The 16,190-nt window shown below is 64.2% G+C and carries 12 protein-coding genes and 2 pseudogenes; 9 read left to right on the top strand and 5 right to left on the bottom strand.

Annotation, left to right across the window (positions count from 1 at the left end):
• Positions 1-5 precede the first annotated feature (5 nt).
• The 6 genes from PSEMAI1_RS0112430 to PSEMAI1_RS0112405 all read left to right on the top strand — a co-directional run bounded on the left by PSEMAI1_RS0112430 (position 6) and on the right by PSEMAI1_RS0112405 (position 9,085).
• Entirely contained in the window at positions 6-1,526 is a 1,521-nt protein-coding gene (locus tag PSEMAI1_RS0112430) for a TolC family protein (protein WP_024303187.1), read from the top strand.
• The gene (locus PSEMAI1_RS0112425; protein ID WP_024303186.1) at positions 1,523-2,269 is read left to right on the top strand and encodes an efflux RND transporter periplasmic adaptor subunit; all 747 of its coding nucleotides are present in this window, start codon (positions 1,523-1,525) and stop codon (positions 2,267-2,269) included. The genes PSEMAI1_RS0112430 and PSEMAI1_RS0112425 overlap by 4 nt, the downstream gene beginning before the upstream one ends.
• 59 nt (positions 2,270-2,328) lie before the next feature.
• Entirely contained in the window at positions 2,329-3,621 is a 1,293-nt protein-coding gene (locus PSEMAI1_RS0112420) for an efflux RND transporter periplasmic adaptor subunit (protein WP_232219906.1), read from the top strand.
• A gap of 55 nt (positions 3,622-3,676) precedes the next feature.
• Positions 3,677-5,788: an HlyD family efflux transporter periplasmic adaptor subunit gene (locus PSEMAI1_RS0112415; RefSeq protein ID WP_029770687.1), complete on the top strand. Its 2,112-nt coding sequence runs from the start codon at positions 3,677-3,679 to the stop codon at positions 5,786-5,788.
• A 179-nt stretch (positions 5,789-5,967) separates the two neighbouring features.
• A complete protein-coding gene (locus tag PSEMAI1_RS0112410; RefSeq protein ID WP_024303183.1) occupies positions 5,968-7,623 on the top strand; it encodes a hypothetical protein in 1,656 nt (551 codons plus the stop codon).
• Between the two features lie 253 nt (positions 7,624-7,876).
• Complete coding sequence (locus PSEMAI1_RS0112405; RefSeq protein ID WP_024303182.1) at positions 7,877-9,085, top strand: amino acid aminotransferase; 1,209 nt, start codon at positions 7,877-7,879, stop codon at positions 9,083-9,085.
• Positions 9,086-9,148: 63 nt separating this feature from the next.
• Here PSEMAI1_RS0112405 and PSEMAI1_RS22210 read toward each other — a convergent pair.
• The 3 genes and pseudogenes from PSEMAI1_RS22210 to PSEMAI1_RS0112385 all read right to left on the bottom strand — a co-directional run.
• Positions 9,149-10,158: pseudogene (locus PSEMAI1_RS22210) on the bottom strand (ISL3 family transposase); the annotation flags it as partial.
• A gap of 41 nt (positions 10,159-10,199) precedes the next feature.
• Positions 10,200-11,365 (bottom strand): IS3 family transposase gene (locus tag PSEMAI1_RS21355; RefSeq protein WP_156943097.1). Its coding sequence is split into 2 segments (ribosomal slippage): positions 10,200-11,101 and positions 11,101-11,365, totalling 1,167 coding nucleotides; the frame shifts between segments, so codons are not numbered across the junction.
• A 339-nt stretch (positions 11,366-11,704) separates the two neighbouring features.
• The gene (locus PSEMAI1_RS0112385; protein WP_232219905.1) at positions 11,705-12,874 is read right to left on the bottom strand and encodes a nitrate/nitrite transporter; all 1,170 of its coding nucleotides are present in this window, start codon (positions 12,872-12,874) and stop codon (positions 11,705-11,707) included.
• Between the two features lie 156 nt (positions 12,875-13,030).
• Here PSEMAI1_RS0112385 and PSEMAI1_RS0112380 point away from each other — a divergent pair, with 156 nt between their 5' ends.
• Positions 13,031-13,903 carry a LysR family transcriptional regulator gene (locus PSEMAI1_RS0112380; RefSeq protein ID WP_024303180.1) on the top strand — a complete coding sequence of 291 codons (873 nt, stop codon included), beginning with the start codon at positions 13,031-13,033 and terminating at the stop codon, positions 13,901-13,903.
• Between the two features lie 294 nt (positions 13,904-14,197).
• Here the strand turns inward: PSEMAI1_RS0112380 and PSEMAI1_RS22205 are convergent.
• Both PSEMAI1_RS22205 and PSEMAI1_RS21800 read right to left on the bottom strand, forming a co-directional pair.
• Positions 14,198-14,362: pseudogene (locus PSEMAI1_RS22205) on the bottom strand (IS3 family transposase); the annotation flags it as partial.
• Positions 14,358-14,747 carry a hypothetical protein gene (locus tag PSEMAI1_RS21800; protein ID WP_156943129.1) on the bottom strand — a complete coding sequence of 130 codons (390 nt, stop codon included), beginning with the start codon at positions 14,745-14,747 and terminating at the stop codon, positions 14,358-14,360. The pseudogene PSEMAI1_RS22205 and the gene PSEMAI1_RS21800, both read right to left, overlap by 5 nt.
• Before the next feature lie 183 nt (positions 14,748-14,930).
• On the opposite strand from PSEMAI1_RS21800, the gene PSEMAI1_RS0112370 reads away from it, so the two are divergent.
• Positions 14,931-15,665: a pseudouridine synthase gene (locus tag PSEMAI1_RS0112370; protein ID WP_024303178.1), complete on the top strand. Its 735-nt coding sequence runs from the start codon at positions 14,931-14,933 to the stop codon at positions 15,663-15,665.
• A gap of 85 nt (positions 15,666-15,750) precedes the next feature.
• Positions 15,751-16,188, top strand: coding sequence for a low affinity iron permease family protein (locus PSEMAI1_RS0112365; protein ID WP_024303177.1), 438 nt, complete (start codon positions 15,751-15,753; stop codon positions 16,186-16,188).
• Positions 16,189-16,190: the final 2 nt, after the last annotated feature.

Raw genomic sequence — 16,190 nt, 5'->3', positions numbered from 1 at the left:
CATCGATGAAACAAGAACGATCAGAACGTAACGTGGCACGGCCGACGCTGTTGAGCCTGGCACTGGCCACGGTGTTTCTTGGCGGCTGCGCCGTGATGCCGCAGCCGATCGACAAGGGGGAGCGGGCGGCGACACTCGTCGCCGATCGCGAAGCGATGTTCGGCCGGCAGGAGGCCGTCGGCAGTGAAATCACCTTGCAGGAGGCGATGGCGCGGGCGCTCAAGTACAACCTGGATTACCGCGTCAAACTGATGGAAGAGGCGCTGGCGCAACGCCAGCTCGATCTTTCCAGCCTCGACATGCTGCCCAAGCTGACGCTGGCTGCCGGCTACAGCCACCGCAGCAATGATGCCGCCTCCTCGTCGCAGGACATCGCAACAGGCTCGCAATCGCTGGTGCCATCCATTTCCAGCGAGCGCAACCGCGCTACCGCCGACCTGACGCTGTCCTGGAACGTGCTGGACTTCGGCGTGAGCTACTACAACGCCCAGCAGCAGGCGGACCGCTTCCTGATCCTGAAGGAGCGCAAGCGCAAGGTGATCCACCAGTTGCTGCAGCAAACAAGGCAGGCTTACTGGCAGGCCGTCGGCGCGCAGCGCCTGGAACCCAAGATCGAGACCTTGCTCAAGGATGCCCAGGCGGCGCTGGGCGATGCCCGCAAGGTCGAACAGGAAAGACTGCGCGCCCCGCTCGAGGCCATGAGTTACCAGCGGCAGCTGCTCGACGTGATCCGGCAGATGACGCAGATCCGCACCGCCCTGTCGCAGGCCAAGCCGCGCCTGGCCTCGATCATGAACCTGTCGCCGGGGCAACGCTTCACCGTGGCCGATCCGGAGGCCCTGCAACAGCCCAGGCTGGGACTCGAGGTCGAGAAAATGGAGGAAATCGCCCTCCTGAACCGGCCGGAACTGATGGAGGCCCGCTACAACCAGCGCATCGGCGTGCTGGAAACGCGCAAGGCCGTGGCCAAGCTGTTTCCGGGGCTGGAGTTCAGCGTCGGCGAGCATTACGACAGCAACAAGTTTCTGGTGAATTCGGCCTGGAGCGACGCCGGCCTGCGCATCAGCTGGAACCTGCTCAACCTGTTTAGCGCCGGCAAGATTCGACAGGCGGCGGAGGCGCAGTTGAAGGTGGCCGAGGAACAACGGCTGGCCCTCAATATGGCCGTGTTGACCCAGGTGCATGTGGCCTGGCTGGAGTACCAGGGGCGCAGCAGGCAATTCGAGCTGGAGCGTGAACTGAACTCGGTCGAGCAGCGCATGCTGGAACAGACGCGCAATGCCGCGCAGAACAGCACACAGAGCCAGCTGCAGGCGATCCTGGCCGGGGCGAATACTGTTCTGTCCGAGCTGCGCGTGTACCAGAGCTACGGCGACATGCAGAACGCCTACGGGCAGATCGCGGCCTCGCTGGGGCTCGACCCCTTGCCGAACGAAACGCCGGGGTACGACCTGGTGTCCTTGTCGGCAGCGCTGAAGGGGGCGGAAAACCAGGTCGAAAGCACGATGGCGGGAGCGGCGCAATGAACAGAACGCTTACCGTGATAGCGGCAGCGCTGCTGGCCGCTGCCTCCTTGCCGGCACTGGCCGCCCCGCTGGCGGCCAACGACGGGCGCATCCGGGCGCAGTTGATGTCACGCAATGCCGTGACGATATCGAGCGAACTGTCCGCCAAGATCGCCCGCCTGCCGGTGGCGGAAGGGGCCAGCTTTGCCAAGGGGCAGGCGCTGGTGGAGTTCGATTGCAGCAGCTTCCGCGCCCAGCTCAACAAGGCACAGGCCTCGCTCGGCGCCGCGCGCCAGCTGGTCAAGGTCAATACCCGCCTGGCCGAACTCAACTCGATCGGCGCGCTGGAAATCAGCCAGGCCGAGGGCAAGGCCAAGGAAAGCGCCGCCGAAGTCAGCTACATGCAGACCGTGGTGGCGAAATGCGTGATTGCCGCGCCTTTCCCCGGGCGTGTCGCCAAACGCCATGCCGCGCCGTTCCAGTACCTCAATCCGGGCAATCCGGTGGTGGACATCGTGGACGTCGGCCCGATGGAGTTGCGCATGCTGGTGCCGTCCAAATGGCTGGGCTGGCTGAAGTCGGGGCACCGTTTCAACGTACAGGTCGACGAACTCGGCCGCTCCTTCCCCGCCAGCATCGTGCGGCTCGGGGCACGCATCGATCCTGTCAGTCAGTCCATCCCCGCCATCGGCGTGATCGATGCCCAGGACACCGCGCTGTTGCCGGGCATGAGCGGCTGGGCCAGCTTCACCCCGCCCAAATGAGCCAGGGCCGTTCCGTGCATAGCGATCCGGCCCGATCCCTTGCCACCTTGCTGCAACTCATGCGGCGTGCCCGCGAGGCCGACAGCGAGGACGTGCTCGGCTTCATCATGGTCAACGAGAGCCTGCGCCTCTTGCCTTACCGCCAGGCCGCGCTGTGGCGCGAGGGCCCGTTCGGCCGGGTGATGGCGGTCTCCGGCCTGCCCGAGACCGACCCGTCCGCACCCTACGTGCAATGGCTGGCCGGCGCGTTCAAGGCGCTGGCTGAGGGCGGGGCGGGGGAGGCGGTCCGCTTCGTCACCGCGGCCGATCTGCCCGGCACCGTGGCCGAAGACTGGCCCAGCTGGTTGCCCGAACATGCCCTGTGGTTGCGGCTTGCCCCGCCGGGCGGGCACGGCGCCGGCGCCTTGCTGCTGGCGCGCGACCAGCCGTGGAGCGAGTACGAAGGCACCCTCGCGGCGGAGCTGGCCCACGCCTACGCCCACGCGCTGGCGCGGTTCGCGCCGCAGCGCCCGTTGCGCGACCGGCTGGGCGGCTGGCTGCGGGCGAGCAAGATGCGGCGGAGGGCGCTGATCGCGCTGCTCGTGCTGGCCTGCTTGCCGGTGCGCCTTACCGTGCTGGCGCGCGGCGAGGTGACGCCGCAGACCCCGCTGCTGGTGCGGGCGCCGCTGTCCGGCGTGATCGACCGCATCGAAGTCCAGCCCAACCAGCGGGTGGCGGCCGGAGCGGCCTTGTTCAGCCTCGACTCGACCACGCTCGCCGGCCAACTGGCGATGGCCAGCAAGGCGCAGGAGGCAGCGCAGGAAGCCTTCCGGCAGAGTGCGCAGCTGGCGGTGACCGACGACAAGGGCAAGCTGGAGATGGCGGCGGACCAGGCGGCGTTGGAAGAAAAGCGCATCGAGGCCGATTTCACTTCCCGTCAGCTGGCCCGCATCCACGTCAAGGCGGCGCGCCCGGGAGTGGTGGTGTTCTCCGATCGCAGCGACTGGCTGGGGCGTGCCGTGGCGACCGGCGAGCGGGTGATGATGCTGGCCGACCCGGGCAAGGTCGAGCTGACGGCTTTCCTGCCGGCCTCCGAAGCGATCCGGGTCGAACCGGGGATGACGGTGAGGCTGTACCCCAACGCCTCACCGGTCGATTCCTACGATGCCGTGGTGACCCGCGTCGCCTACCGTGCCGAGCCGACCGAAGAGGGCATTCTGGCCTATCGCCTGCATGCCCGTTTCGATGCCGGCGAAGAGTTGCCCCGCATCGGCCAGATGGGAACGGCCAGGGTGTACGGCGACTGGGTTCCGCTGATCTATTACGCTTTGCGCCGGCCGCTGACCTGGTGCCGCCAATGGCTGGGTTGGTAATGTCGCCGACCTGTGCTGTCTCGGGCTTTCCTCATGCCTTCTGGTGTCTTGTCGAATGACTGATCCCGTATCCCTCCCGCCCTTGCGTCAGGAGTTGAGCCTGCATCCCGGCCCCACCGGCGAAGGCGGCGCTCCGGGCTGGGTTCTGCACGACCCGGCCGCCAACCGTTTCTACCAGCTAAGCTGGCCGGCCTTCGAAATTCTCTCACGCTGGACGCTGGGTTCGGCCGAGGCGGTCGTCGAGGCGGTCAACCAGGCCACCACGTTGCAGCTCGGAATGGACGAGGTCGCTGCGGTGGCGGATTTTCTTGGGCGCCACCACTTGCTGCAGCCGGGGGCCGCGGAGCATACCGAGCGTTTCGCCCGCATCGCGCAAGCCGGGCGCCTCGGCCACGCCAAGTGGCTGCTCAAGCATTACCTGTTCTTCCGCATCCCCCTGCTGCGGCCGATGCCCTTGCTCAAACGGCTGGCACCGGCCTTCGCCGCGGTATTCGAGCCTCGCTTCTGGTGGCTGGTGGCGGCGGTGGCGCTCGTCGGCCTGCTGTTGCTGTCGCGCCGCTGGGACGAGTTCACCCATACTTTCTCGGCCTACAGCGGCGTGGCCGGGCTGGCCGGCATCGGCCTGTCGCTGAGCGTGGCCAAGGTGCTGCACGAACTTGGCCACGCCCTGACGGCCTATCGCTTCGGCTGCCGGGTTCCGGCCATGGGCGTGGCTTTCCTGGTGATGCTGCCGGTGCTCTATACCGATACCAACGAGGCGTGGAAGCTGCCGTCGCGCCGGCAACGGCTGTTGATCGGCGCCGCCGGCATGCTGGCGGAACTGACCCTGGCGGTGCTGGCGACGCTGTTGTGGAACTTCCTGCCCGACGGTCCCCTGCGCGCCGGCGTGTTCATGCTGGCCACGACCACCTGGGTGGCGACGCTGGCGATCAACGCCAGCCCCTTCATGCGCTTCGATGGCTATTTCCTGCTGTCGGACTGGCTGGGCATGCCCAACCTGCATGGCCGAGCCTTCGCCTTTGGCCGCTGGTGGCTGCGCCGGGTCTTGTTCGGCTGGGACGACCCCGTGCCGGAAGCGCTGCTGCCGGCGCGGCAACGCTTCCTCATCGCCTTCGCCTTCGCCACCTGGTTGTACCGGCTGGTGCTGTTTCTCGGCATCGCGCTGCTGGTCTACCACTACTTCTTCAAGGCCTTGGGCATCGTGTTGTTCCTGGTGGAACTGGGCTGGTTCATCGCCATGCCGCTCTGGTCGGAAGTGGCGCTGTGGTGGCAGCGGCGGCAGGAGCTGGAATGGCTGTTCGAAACCCGCCGCACGGCACTGTTGTCGGCTGCCCTGCTGCTGGCGGTCGCCGTGCCGTGGCAGAGCGAAGTGAGGGCGCCGGCGGTGTTCGGCGCGCGGCAGGCCACCAGCCTGTACGCCCCAGCCGCGGCGGACGTGGTCGGCGTGAAGGTGCGCGAAGGGCAGTGGGTGCGCGCCGGGCAACTGCTGTTCACGCTGCGCTCGCCCGAACTGGAGGCCGATTTGCATAGGGCGGTCGCCCGCGCCGATGCCTTGCGCTGGCAGATCGACCAGCAGCCGTTCGACGATACCCTGCTGGCCGAAGGGCAGGCGCTGACCAAGCAGTGGCAGGTGGCGGTGGCCCAGGTCGATAGCTTGCGCCAGCAGTTGCGAAGGCTGGAATTCCGGGCACCGTTCGCCGGGCGCGTGGTCGACGTCAGCGACGCCTTGCTGCCAGGCACGGTGATCGCGGCGGGCGAGAAACTGCTGTCGCTGGCCGATCCGCATACGGCCAAGGGCGAGGCCTTTGTCGGGGAGGCCATGCTCGAACGGTTGCAAGCGGGAGGGGTGGCTGTGTTCGTCGCCGACCGGGCCGAACTGCCCTCGCTGCGCTGTCGGGTCGCCGACATCGACCGGCTGAGCCTGCCGGCGCTGGACCAGCCCTATCTGGCGTCGACGTACGGAGGTCCGATCCCGACGCAACGCATGCAGGATGCCTTGCAGCCGCTCGAGGTGATGTTCCGCGTCCGGCTCGATCAATGCGGGGAAGGGGGGGGGATGTTGCAGGAAATATCCGGCATGGCGATGCTCGAAGGCCGGCGGCAAAGCCTGCTGGGGCGTTGGCTGACCGAGGCGCTGGCGGTCATGCAACGCGAAGCCGGCTTGTGATGTGCAGCAGCCGGGAGGCGGGTTTGGGCCTGAGGTGAGAGGGCCGTAGTCGCGGCGCTATGAACGAATGGCCGGCTTGTGCTACGTTTCACCCATCCGGCATGTCGCATAGGGCTCCCGCCCAGACGTTGCATGCCGCAAGCCCCTTGACGACGATGCCACCCGTACCGGAATCCGCGATGCCAGAAGCCACTCTCCCGACCGAAAAACGGGTACGCCAATTCCGCCAGATCCTGGTCTGGCCGCTGCAACTGATGCCGATCCACGCCGGCAGCCAGATTCAGAAGCACTGGGAACTGCTGCAAAGAAGCGGCGCGGACAACCCGTGGCGCGAGGTCGACGATGTGTTTCCCGATGATCCCGCGCGCTTTCACGCCCAGCAGTACCACGAGTTCATCACCTTCCTGCCGCATGTGCAGCGTTTCCTGTACGGTGAGAGCCGTACCGCGCGCCAGGAACGTGTCGACGGCGCCTCGCCGATGCGCGTATTCCGCCGCGACGACATCGCCGCGGTACGGCTCACCCCGCATCCGGACAGTGCACCGCTGACGCTGCAGGTGGCGCGGGTCGACCTGCATTTCTTCTTTGACATCGACGTGGTGCAGCTGGTGGTCGAGGTCGCCGCCGACGATCTGACGCTGTTCCAGGCGCAGGACACGCTGTACCGTTTCGGCCGCGCCTACCCGGCGGGCTGGGATGACACCGGGCAGGGCGTGCATTGCCTGCACCGGGTGGAGTGGCTGGCGGCAGACGGCGGCACGCTGGCGGTGTCCGATTTCGAGAAGCGCGACAAGTACCTGTCCTTCGTCGGCCGTCACCGTGCACCCTGCATCGCCGCGCACTGGGACTTCCTGCTGCGGCCGCTGGTGCCGGACCATGCCGACGAGCCCGGCCTGATCCGCTACCGCCAGCTCGAATACTACCGCATGCCGGTGATCGCCTGGCTGGCGGTGGACAATCCGCGCTCCCTCTCGCGCAGCGACTTCATCCGGCTGGGGCTGCTGACCGCCGCCAGTGAGCAGCAAAGCCTGCCCTACGCCGACCGGCACGTCGCCGACTTCGAACTGCGTTACTGCTACGACCGCTACTGGGGCGATGCCATCGACGGTCCGCCGACGCGTTTCCTGTGCTGCGGCCACGCCCTGGTGATCGTCGGCGACGCATCCTCGCCGCAGTTCACCGGCGCCGAAACCGGCATGCTGGCCCAGTTCCGCCACCAGTATTTCCTGCTGTTCCTGATCGCGCATTTCCAGAAGGCGAGCCTCCTGATGTTCTCCGACCGGCTGGTGGAGGCGCTCAACCGGCTCGACATCCACCACCCCGAATCGGTCAAGGAGTTCAAGCGGGTGATCCGCCAGCTGTTCGAGATCTTCCTGCGCTTTACCCACCGTTACTGGTTCCACGAGCTGTCGGACCTGGCGCAGTCGCGCGCGCTGTACCGCATGTGCGTCGATCACCTGGGCACCGAGTCCCTGTTCGACGAGGTGCGCGACGAGATTCGCGAGATGAGCGAGTACCTCGACAGCGACAGCCTGCGCCGCCAGGCTAACACCGTGGTGAGGCTGACCATGGTGACTACCTTCGGCCTGATCGGCTCGGTGACCACCGGCTTTCTCGGTATGAACCTGATCGCGGCGGCGGACAGCCCGCCGGCAGTCAAGCTGCTGTACTTCTTCCTGACGCTGATTCCGACCACCTGGCTGACGCTCTACACCGTGGTCAAGTCGAAGCGCCTGTCGGACTTCCTCGAGGCGCTGTCGGACGAGCGCCTGCCGCAGCGGGCCAAGTTCGGCGCCCTGGTCGCTGTCTGGCGCAGCAGGAAGCCGGCAGGCTGAGGGGCCGCTCATCCGGCGCCGAGGTACAGGCGGGCAGCCTGACTCGGCGCCGGCCCGCCCCATGCCGCGAGGATGAGGAGGGGCCGCCGATGTAGGCGGGCGTCGCGATTTGCCCGCCCGGCGGCCTGCCATCGTGGCCGCACCGTGGTAAACTCTGACGGATTTCCGTTTTTCTCACCCGCAGCGTCGGTCGGTTTCCTGCACAGATAGTCCGGCGGCGCTGCCGCAATCGGCAATACTCATGGAGCCCCTGATGACCACTTCGATCTTCGCCGCCGTGGAAATGGCGCCGCGCGACCCCATTCTCGGCCTGAACGAAGCCTTCAACGCCGACACCCGTGCCACCAAGGTGAACCTGGGCGTGGGTGTGTACTACGACGACAACGGCAAGATTCCGCTCCTGGCCGCCGTCAAGGCCGCCGAGAAGGCCCGCCTGGAAGCCATGCCGCCGCGCGGCTACCAGCCGATCGAAGGTCCGGCCGTCTACGGCCAGGCAGTGCAGAACCTGCTGTTCGGCGCCGGCAGCGAGCTGACCGAGTCCGGTCGCGTAGTGACCGCGCAGGCCCTGGGCGGCACCGGCGCGCTGCGTATCGGTGCCGACTTCCTGCACCGCCTGAACGCGAACGCCACCGTCTATATCAGCGACCCGAGCTGGGAAAACCACCGCGCGCTGTTCGAAGCCGCCGGCTTCAAGGTCGAGAACTACCCGTATTACGACCCGAGCACCCGTGGCGTCGACTTCGCCGCGATGAAGGCCTTCCTGCTGGGCCTGGAAGCCGGCTCGATCATCGTGCTGCACGCCTGCTGCCACAACCCGACCGGTGCCGACCTGTCCGACGTGCAGTGGGCGGAAGTTGTCGAAGCCTGCCGCGAGCGCGGCCTGGTGCCGTTCCTCGACATGGCCTACCAGGGCTTTGCCGAAGGCATCGACCAGGACGCCGTTGCGGTTAAGCTGTTCTCGGCTTCCGGTCTGCAGTTCTTCGTGTCGAGCTCGTTCTCCAAGAGCTTCTCGCTGTACGGCGAGCGCGTCGGCGCGCTGTCCATCGTGACCGCCTCCAAGGAAGAAGCCGGCCGCGTGATGTCGCAGCTCAAGCGCGTGATCCGCACCAACTACTCCAACCCGCAGATCCACGGTGGCGCCATCGTGGCCGCCGTGCTGTCGAGCCCGGAACTGCGCCAGCAGTGGGAAGACGAACTGGCCGGCATGCGCGACCGCATCCGCGCCATGCGCTCGGGTCTGGTCGAGCAGCTCAAGGCCAAGGGCGTGGAGCAGGACTTCTCCTTCGTGATCAAGCAGCGCGGCATGTTCTCCTACACCGGCCTTACCGCCGCCCAGGTGGAACAGCTGAAGAACGACTTCGGCATCTATGCCGTGTCGACCGGCCGCATCTGCCTGGCCGCTCTTAACAGCAAGAACATCGGCTACGTGGCCGAGTCCATCGCGGCTGTGGTCAAGGGCTGATTCCAGTCTGTTTGATATGAGAAACCCGGCCGGAGCGATCCTGCCGGGTTTTTGTTTGGTTCTTCACGGATTACCGGGGAAAGCGGCTTTGATCTTCAGGAAGAAGTACTCGCTGCCCCGGTAACCGTAAGCCATCCTTTTCATTACCTTGATTCGGTTGTTGATACCCTCCAGTTGCCCCGTATGCATCGGCCAGCGTACTCGGCTCAGGATGCCGCGTCAGTAGCCGGACAGCCGCTTGGCGAAGCTTATCAAGGGAACAACCCCGCTCTCTGCAGCCTGGGCCATCCACTCTTTCCAGGCCTTTCTCCACGCCCACGCCGTCGGGGCTGACCAGATCGCTTTCAGGCTGGACTTCATCACGTAAACGGTCATCAACGCCTGGTTGGCAGCGAGCAGCTCCTGTAGGCTGACACGCTGCTCCTCGCTCTTCAGATTCTCCGGGTTGCGCAGTAACAGCCAGCGCGACTGCTTCACCACCTTCCTCGCTTTCTTATCGCCCTTGAGGCGGTTAGCTTCGTCTACCCGAACCCTGTCGATGACCTCCCGGCCGAATTTGGCGATGACATGGAATAGGTCGTAGACCACGCGGGCCTGGGGGCAATGCTGCTTCACCTCCAGATCGAACGCCGTGTTCATGTCCATGGCGACGGCTTCGATCTGGGCGCAGCGCTCGGTTCCTAAGCCCACAAAGAACGGACGAATCGCTTCTCGACTGCGCCCTTCACCCCCACCCACAACACCCGCCGAGTCTCCGCATCCATGACCACCGTGGCGTAGCGATGCCCTTTGTAGAGCGCAAACTCGTCCATCAACAGACGACGTGGTTCAGCTTCGGGCAAGGTGGCGAGCTGTTGTTCCAGACGACGCCGGTCCAACTGCCGCGCCGTGTCCCAGTGTAGGCCGAACAGTTCGGCAACGTGACGGATCGGTAGCTTGCTGCACCAGTGTGTCACCGCTTCGGCCAGGCGGCGGGTCAGCCGGGCATAGCGATCGAGCCAGCTCACCTGTTCCATTCCCGGGCCGCACAGGGGGCAGCGCACACGCCGTAGTCTGGCTCTTAGCCAGACTTGATGACCGATGGGGTGTCCTGGCAAGAGCGGACAGCTCCGATTCAAGCGGCCTTGGCTGAATTCCAGTACTTCCGGGTAAATTCAGCCGGCGCCAAGTAGCCAAGCCGCGAGTGACGGCGTTGGCGGTTATAGAAGATTTCGATGTACTCCCTGATCGATGCCTCCGCCTCCGCCCGCGTTGCGTAACGGCGATGGTGGACGAGCTCGTTCTTCAACGTTCCCCAGAAGCTCTCTATCGGCGCATTGTCGAAACAGTTCCCCTTGCGTGACATCGAGCTATGCATCCTGAACTGCGTCAGCAAATCCCCGTAGGCCTTGGCGCAGTATTGGCTGCCACGATCCGTATGGTGGATCAAGCCGGCCGGCGGCCGCTGGTGCTGGACCGCCCGGAACAGCGCCTTGCTGACCAGTTCGGTCGTCATCCGCGCGCCCATCGCATAGCCAACGATCTCGCAGCTAAACACATCCTTCAGTGCCGCTAGGTACAGCCAGCCCTCGTCCGTCGGGATGTACGTTATATCACCCGTCCAGACCTGATTCGGGCGGGTCGGCTCGAACACCTGACCCAAGACATTCTCCGCGACCGGCAACGAGTGGGCCGAATTGGTGGTCGCCTTGAACTTGCGCTTCTGCCGGCACCGGATGCCTATCTGGCGTCGTAAACGGTCGATGCGATCACGCCCGGCCTCAAAGCCCATCGCCGCCAGTTCTGGCTGCAAACGGCGTACGCCATAGGTTTCCCGTGTTTTGGCATGTGCCGCCCGGATCGCCACTTTCAGCCGCTCGTCCTCTTGTTCTCGCTCAGATGGAGAACGTCCACGCCAGCCATAGTACCCAGCACGGGACACCGCTAGAACCCGGCAGGCCACCACCACCGGGAATAGGTTTCGGTGCTCTTCTATCCACGCGTACCGGGCAGTGATGCCTGAGCAAAGTACGCTGCAGCTTTTTTTATGACGTCTCGCTCCAGGCGTGCCTCTGCCAACTCCTTGCGCAGCTTGGCGTTCTCTGCTTCCAGCTCCGTGACACTGCGCGCCCCCGGCGCCGGTTGGTCACCGCCAGACCTCGCCGCTACAACCCAGTTAGCCAATGTACCCTTGGGGATACCCAGCCGCCTGGCCGCCCCTTCAAGGCTGAGCCCTTGCTCAAGTACCAGCTTTACCGCCTCAGAACGGAACTCTACTGGATATGTCTTTCTGGTCTTCATTTCACACTCCCGATTGTCAATGGTAACAATCGGAACTGTCCGCGGGAATCAGGCTACCCCACGAGGATCGGTAAGTCGCGCAGCGTGCGCCAATGGTGCTCGTGCACAGCGTTGCCGACACTTTGGCACCCGCTGCAACGGGGTGGGGTATCGGGTATTGGCTCCAGCTCAAGGTGCAGTGCGTCGGACTGACGCTATCGAAACGCGGGTAACGGTAAAGCCTTCCCAAAATGGGAGGTGGAACATATCATCGGGCATAAGAACGGCGGTGTCGGGGTAAACGGTTTGGTCACACAAACAGCTTACCTTGCACCGCCGTTCTCACGTCTGGCATTTACTTCAAGTCCCCACGATTTCGTGAAGAACCTTTTTTTCTGCGCGCTTGATGTGCAGGCCCAGTCCGGCCAGCAACAACGCCACGAACGCCAGCGTCGCATAACTGGCCTGCAGCGAACCGGTGTTGTCACGGATCAACCCTGTCAACAGGTTGCCTATGGTTCCGCCTAGGCCGAACGTCACCATGCAGAATCCCCCGATCTGCATGGTCGCCGTCGACGAGTAGTGCCGGTTGACCCAGCCGGCAACAATTCCCCACATCGGGAAATACATCAGGCCATAGCCGAAACTCGCGATCAGCGCTGCGTTCGCCGGGTCGTAGGCGAAGGCCAGCAGCCCCAGTGCGAAACAGACGAAAATCAGTAGCAAAGCACTGGCGTGGCCCTTCCGGTCGGCCAGCTTGCCTATCACGAAACCGGCAACCATGCCGGAGAAGCCGACGATCGACCAGCAGTACCCCCCGAGGGAGGCCGGCAGGCCGAGTTCCTCCAGGTAACTGTTGAGCCAGTTCGAAAACGGCATGGTGCTGAACCCTACCAGAAAGCAGATCAGACAGGCGAGCAGTGCCGTACGATCGGTCAGGATCGTGCTCAACAGCCTCGAAACCGGAATCGCTGCGACGCCGCTGTCCGTGCTGTCCGATACCGGCGCTTTCAGCCCTCGTAGCATCAGCCCGGTCAAACCGACTACCAGCGCCCCCGTCAAACCAGCAACTATCCAGCAGCTTTCCCAGCCCCAGGCGGGCACGACCCAGAGCAGCAGCTGACCGCTGAGGGCATAGCCCCAGGCAGTGCCACTCGAGGCACAGGACAGATAGGTTGAACGCTTATGCGGCTGGGCGCAGCGGCTGACGATCTCGACAATTGAACCCCAGCTCATGGCGGCGCTCATGGCAAGACAAACCAACGCAACAATCATTACCAACGGGTTCCGAAGCTGCGACATCGTGAACAGCAGCAGTGTCGATACCGTACCGGTCGCCAGTGCCAGCGTTGCGGTTTTCAGCCGGTGCCCGACAAGGCCCAGCAGCATCGCCCCCCCAAGGTAGGCCATCTGCGTCAGTGCACCGGCCAGCGACAAGTGCCAGTGGCTGATCGCGATTGATTCACGCATCAGCGGCACCAGCGCAGCAAACAGGAACAGGCCAAAGCCATGACTGATCACCTGATTCATTCCAAACACCATCGCCATACGCATTCCAAATTCTCCGTACAGGCCCCGGATGGGGGTTATGCATCCCAGTGACAACCCGGTAACCTTAGGTCCTTGCAATCGTTCGGTAAATCGATAAATATTGATAATTACATTCAATACTATTGAATTCTGAACGTGGCAGATATCCCGATCCCCCTATTGCGTACCTTTGTCGTCGTTGCCGATACGCTCAACCTGACCACAGCGGCGAGCCAACTGCACCGGGCGCCCTCGACCATTAGCATGCAACTGAACCGGCTTGAGGCGCTGGTGACGGCGCCATTGCTCGAACGCGGCCAGTACGGCGTCAGGCTGACGGCAGCCGGCGAGCAGCTCCGCACCCATGCTCATCAACTGCTGAGCATGCATGACCGCATTCTCGGTTCATTCCAGAACGCCGATATCACAGGCAAGGTACGCCTCGGCACTCACGACCTCTATGCGACCCGAGCGCTGACCCCGCTGCTGGAGGCCTATATGCTCTCGTACCCAGAAGCTTGGCTAGAGGTCACCTGCGACCACCGCCCCTACTATCTTGCCTCCCTAGTCGACGAAGGCCAGTTGGATCTGGCGCTGGTCGAGATGCCAGCGCTGTCGGACGGCGGCCTGCGTCTCTGCCGCGACCAGCTGGTCTGGGTGCGGGCAGAGACACATCCGGTCCACCAGCGCGACCCCTTGCCGCTGGCGCTCTTTCCGGAAGGCTGTTACTACCGGGAGATGGCTACCCGGGCGCTGCAGTTGAGCGACAGGCCCTATCGTGTCGCTTTCACCAGCCACAGCCGCGGTGGGGTCCTTGCGGCCGTGAAGGCCGGCATTGGGGTCGGCATTACGCCGCGAACGACAGTCGAGGAAGGACTGGCGATCATCGGCGGGGAGCTGCCCCCTCTGCCCCAGACCGATACCACCCTATTCATGGCCGACAATGTCAATGAAGCAACCGCGCTGCTGGCACAGACGATCGAGAAGAGCCCGCTGTTCCAGCGAAACAGTCGAAACGGCCCGGCCTGATCAGGTTGACGACCTGGTCTGAAATGCTGTGCACAAGCGCCCGGTAAAAACCATGAATCGCGGCCAGTTCAACGCCATGACCAGTTTCGCGCCAAGGACGAGTGACCGTGTGTAGCGAGTCTTCTCGAAGCGCGCATTCTCTCATTCCTTACGCCACGTGGACCGGTATCTCTCGACATTCCTTTGCGGTTATGGGGCTACTTGTTTCCGCGACTGTGGCCGAAAGCTGAGACGCAGTCTGGTTGAGCTTGGGCGCGAATTCCGGATGCCAACGTAGCGCCTTTGCTGCCTTTCCTACTGCCTCAAACCAAGCAGCTGCTGCTCCGGGGGCGGTAGCCAAGGGAAGATTGGCCGGCGTTCTCGAATGTAAAACACCTCGATGTACTCAAAGAGGTCTTGTTTGGCTTCCGCCCGCGTGGTGTAGTCCTCATGGGAGACGCGTTCGTTCTTTAAACTATTCGGTGGATGAACCGTCAGAGAATACGACGCGGAAAATCTCCTTCACGCCCGGCGGGAAGATGGCTTCCACGGTGGTCGGTTCGCCGGTCTGCGTGATGACCTGATCGCCAACCTTGATGTCGCCCATCGGCTGCCAGCCGGTCGGGGTCAGGATTTTCGCGTCGAGGGGCTGAGCCTTGCCGGTGCCGACCTCGTGCACAGCGTTGCTGACACTTTGGCAACCGCTACAACGGGGTGGGTTATCGGGTGTTGGTTCCAGCTCAAGGTGCAGGGCGTCGGACTGATGCTGGAAACGGGTAACGGTAAAGCCTTCCAAAAATGGGGGGTGGAACATATCATCGGAAATGAGAACGGCGGTGTCGGGGTAAACGGTTTGGTCGCACAAACAGCTTACCTTGCATCGCCGTTCTCACGTCTGGTATTTACTTCAAGTTCCCACGATTCCGTGAAGAGCCTTTTGTTTGTCTGTCATGTGCAGGGGCTCAAAGATTGGCCGCAGATAACCGCGCACGCCGCCGTCAAAAGCGCGATAATCGCGCTCCTGTCGAATCACCCCCGAGTCCCCGCCATGACCGATACCATCCGCCTCTCCAAACGCATGACCGAACTGGGATTGTGCTCGCGCCGTGAGGCCGACGAATTCATCGAAATGGGACTGGTCAAGGTCGACGGCGTGGTGGTCAATGTGCTGGGCAGCCGGGTGCGCCCGGAGCAGACCATCGAGCTGACGCGTCAGGCGACGGCGCTGCAGGCTGAGCGCGTTACCATCCTGCTCAACAAACCGGTGGGCTACGGCTCCGGCCCATCGGAAGCCGGCGAGCGCCCGGCCTGGCAGCTGATCAAGCCGGAAACGCGCTCGCCCGGCGACCGTTCCGGCTACACCTTCCTGAAGAAACACCTCAATTACCTGGCGCCGGCCGGCAAGCTGGACGTCGATTCGTCCGGTCTGTTGGTGCTGACCCAGGACGGGCGCATCGCGCGCAAGCTGATGGCCAAGGCCGCCGACTTCGAACAGGAGTTCCTGGTGTGGGTGGAGGGCGAGGTGCCCGATGCCGTGCTCGAACAGCTGCGGCACGGCCTGAGCCTGGATGGCGAAGCACTCAAGCCGGCCAAGGTCAGCCGCCAGAGCGACACCCAGTTGCGCTTCGTGCTGCGCGACCCGGTGCGGCGCCAGATCCGCCGCATGGCCGAGCTGGTCGGCCTGCGCGTCACCGCCGTCAAGCGCATCCGCATCGGCCGCATCGCGCTGGGCGATCTGGCGCAGGGGCAGTGGCGCTATCTGACCGAGCACGAGCGGTTCTGATCCACCCGACCGGGTGGGGCAGGGCGGCTCGGGAGCGGTGGGGACGTCTACACTGGGGGTGTTCCCGTGTTGCCGGAGTCCCCACATGCGACCCACCAAATCCCGCTCCTGGTTTACCCGTTTCGCCAAATGGACCTCCCACATCACCGGTAAACCCTCCGCCTTCATGGTGGCGGGCGCCGTCATCGCCGTCTGGGTCGTCACCGGTCCGCTGTTCCGCTTCAGCGACACCTGGCAGCTGGTCATCAACACCGGCACCACCATCGTCACCTTCCTGATGGTGTTCCTGATCCAGAACACCCAGAACCGCGATTCGGAAGCCATCCAGGTCAAGCTGGACGAACTGATCCGGGCTATCGACGGCGCGCACAACGCCTTGCTCGATCTCGAGGAACTGGAGGATGAGGAACTCGACCTGATCCGCGCCCGTTACGAGAGACTGGCGGAGCTGGCGCGGGCCGAGATGCGGCGCGGCAAGTTCGATACCGGCACGCCGCCGGTGGAGCCGGACGTCCTCCCCTGATA

The organism is Pseudogulbenkiania sp. MAI-1 (assembly GCF_000527175.1).
In the GTDB taxonomy this organism is placed as follows: domain Bacteria; phylum Pseudomonadota; class Gammaproteobacteria; order Burkholderiales; family Chromobacteriaceae; genus Pseudogulbenkiania.
The sequence above is the reverse complement of the archived record's forward strand: the minus strand, read 5'-3'. Positions and strand labels throughout refer to the sequence as shown.

Bases quoted from the DNA above. Each gene is read 5' to 3' on its own strand.
- PSEMAI1_RS0112430 (WP_024303187.1), top strand. From the start codon at position 6: ATGAAACAAGAACGATCAGAACGTAACGTGGCACGGCCGACGCTGTTG.
- PSEMAI1_RS0112425 (WP_024303186.1), top strand. From the start codon at position 1,523: ATGAACAGAACGCTTACCGTGATAGCGGCAGCGCTGCTGGCCGCTGCC.
- PSEMAI1_RS0112420 (WP_232219906.1), top strand. From the start codon at position 2,329: ATGCGGCGTGCCCGCGAGGCCGACAGCGAGGACGTGCTCGGCTTCATC.
- PSEMAI1_RS0112415 (WP_029770687.1), top strand. From the start codon at position 3,677: ATGACTGATCCCGTATCCCTCCCGCCCTTGCGTCAGGAGTTGAGCCTG.
- PSEMAI1_RS0112410 (WP_024303183.1), top strand. From the start codon at position 5,968: ATGCCAGAAGCCACTCTCCCGACCGAAAAACGGGTACGCCAATTCCGC.
- PSEMAI1_RS0112405 (WP_024303182.1), top strand. From the start codon at position 7,877: ATGACCACTTCGATCTTCGCCGCCGTGGAAATGGCGCCGCGCGACCCC.
- PSEMAI1_RS0112385 (WP_232219905.1), bottom strand. From the start codon at position 12,874: ATGAATCAGGTGATCAGTCATGGCTTTGGCCTGTTCCTGTTTGCTGCG.
- PSEMAI1_RS0112370 (WP_024303178.1), top strand. From the start codon at position 14,931: ATGACCGATACCATCCGCCTCTCCAAACGCATGACCGAACTGGGATTG.
- PSEMAI1_RS0112365 (WP_024303177.1), top strand. From the start codon at position 15,751: ATGCGACCCACCAAATCCCGCTCCTGGTTTACCCGTTTCGCCAAATGG.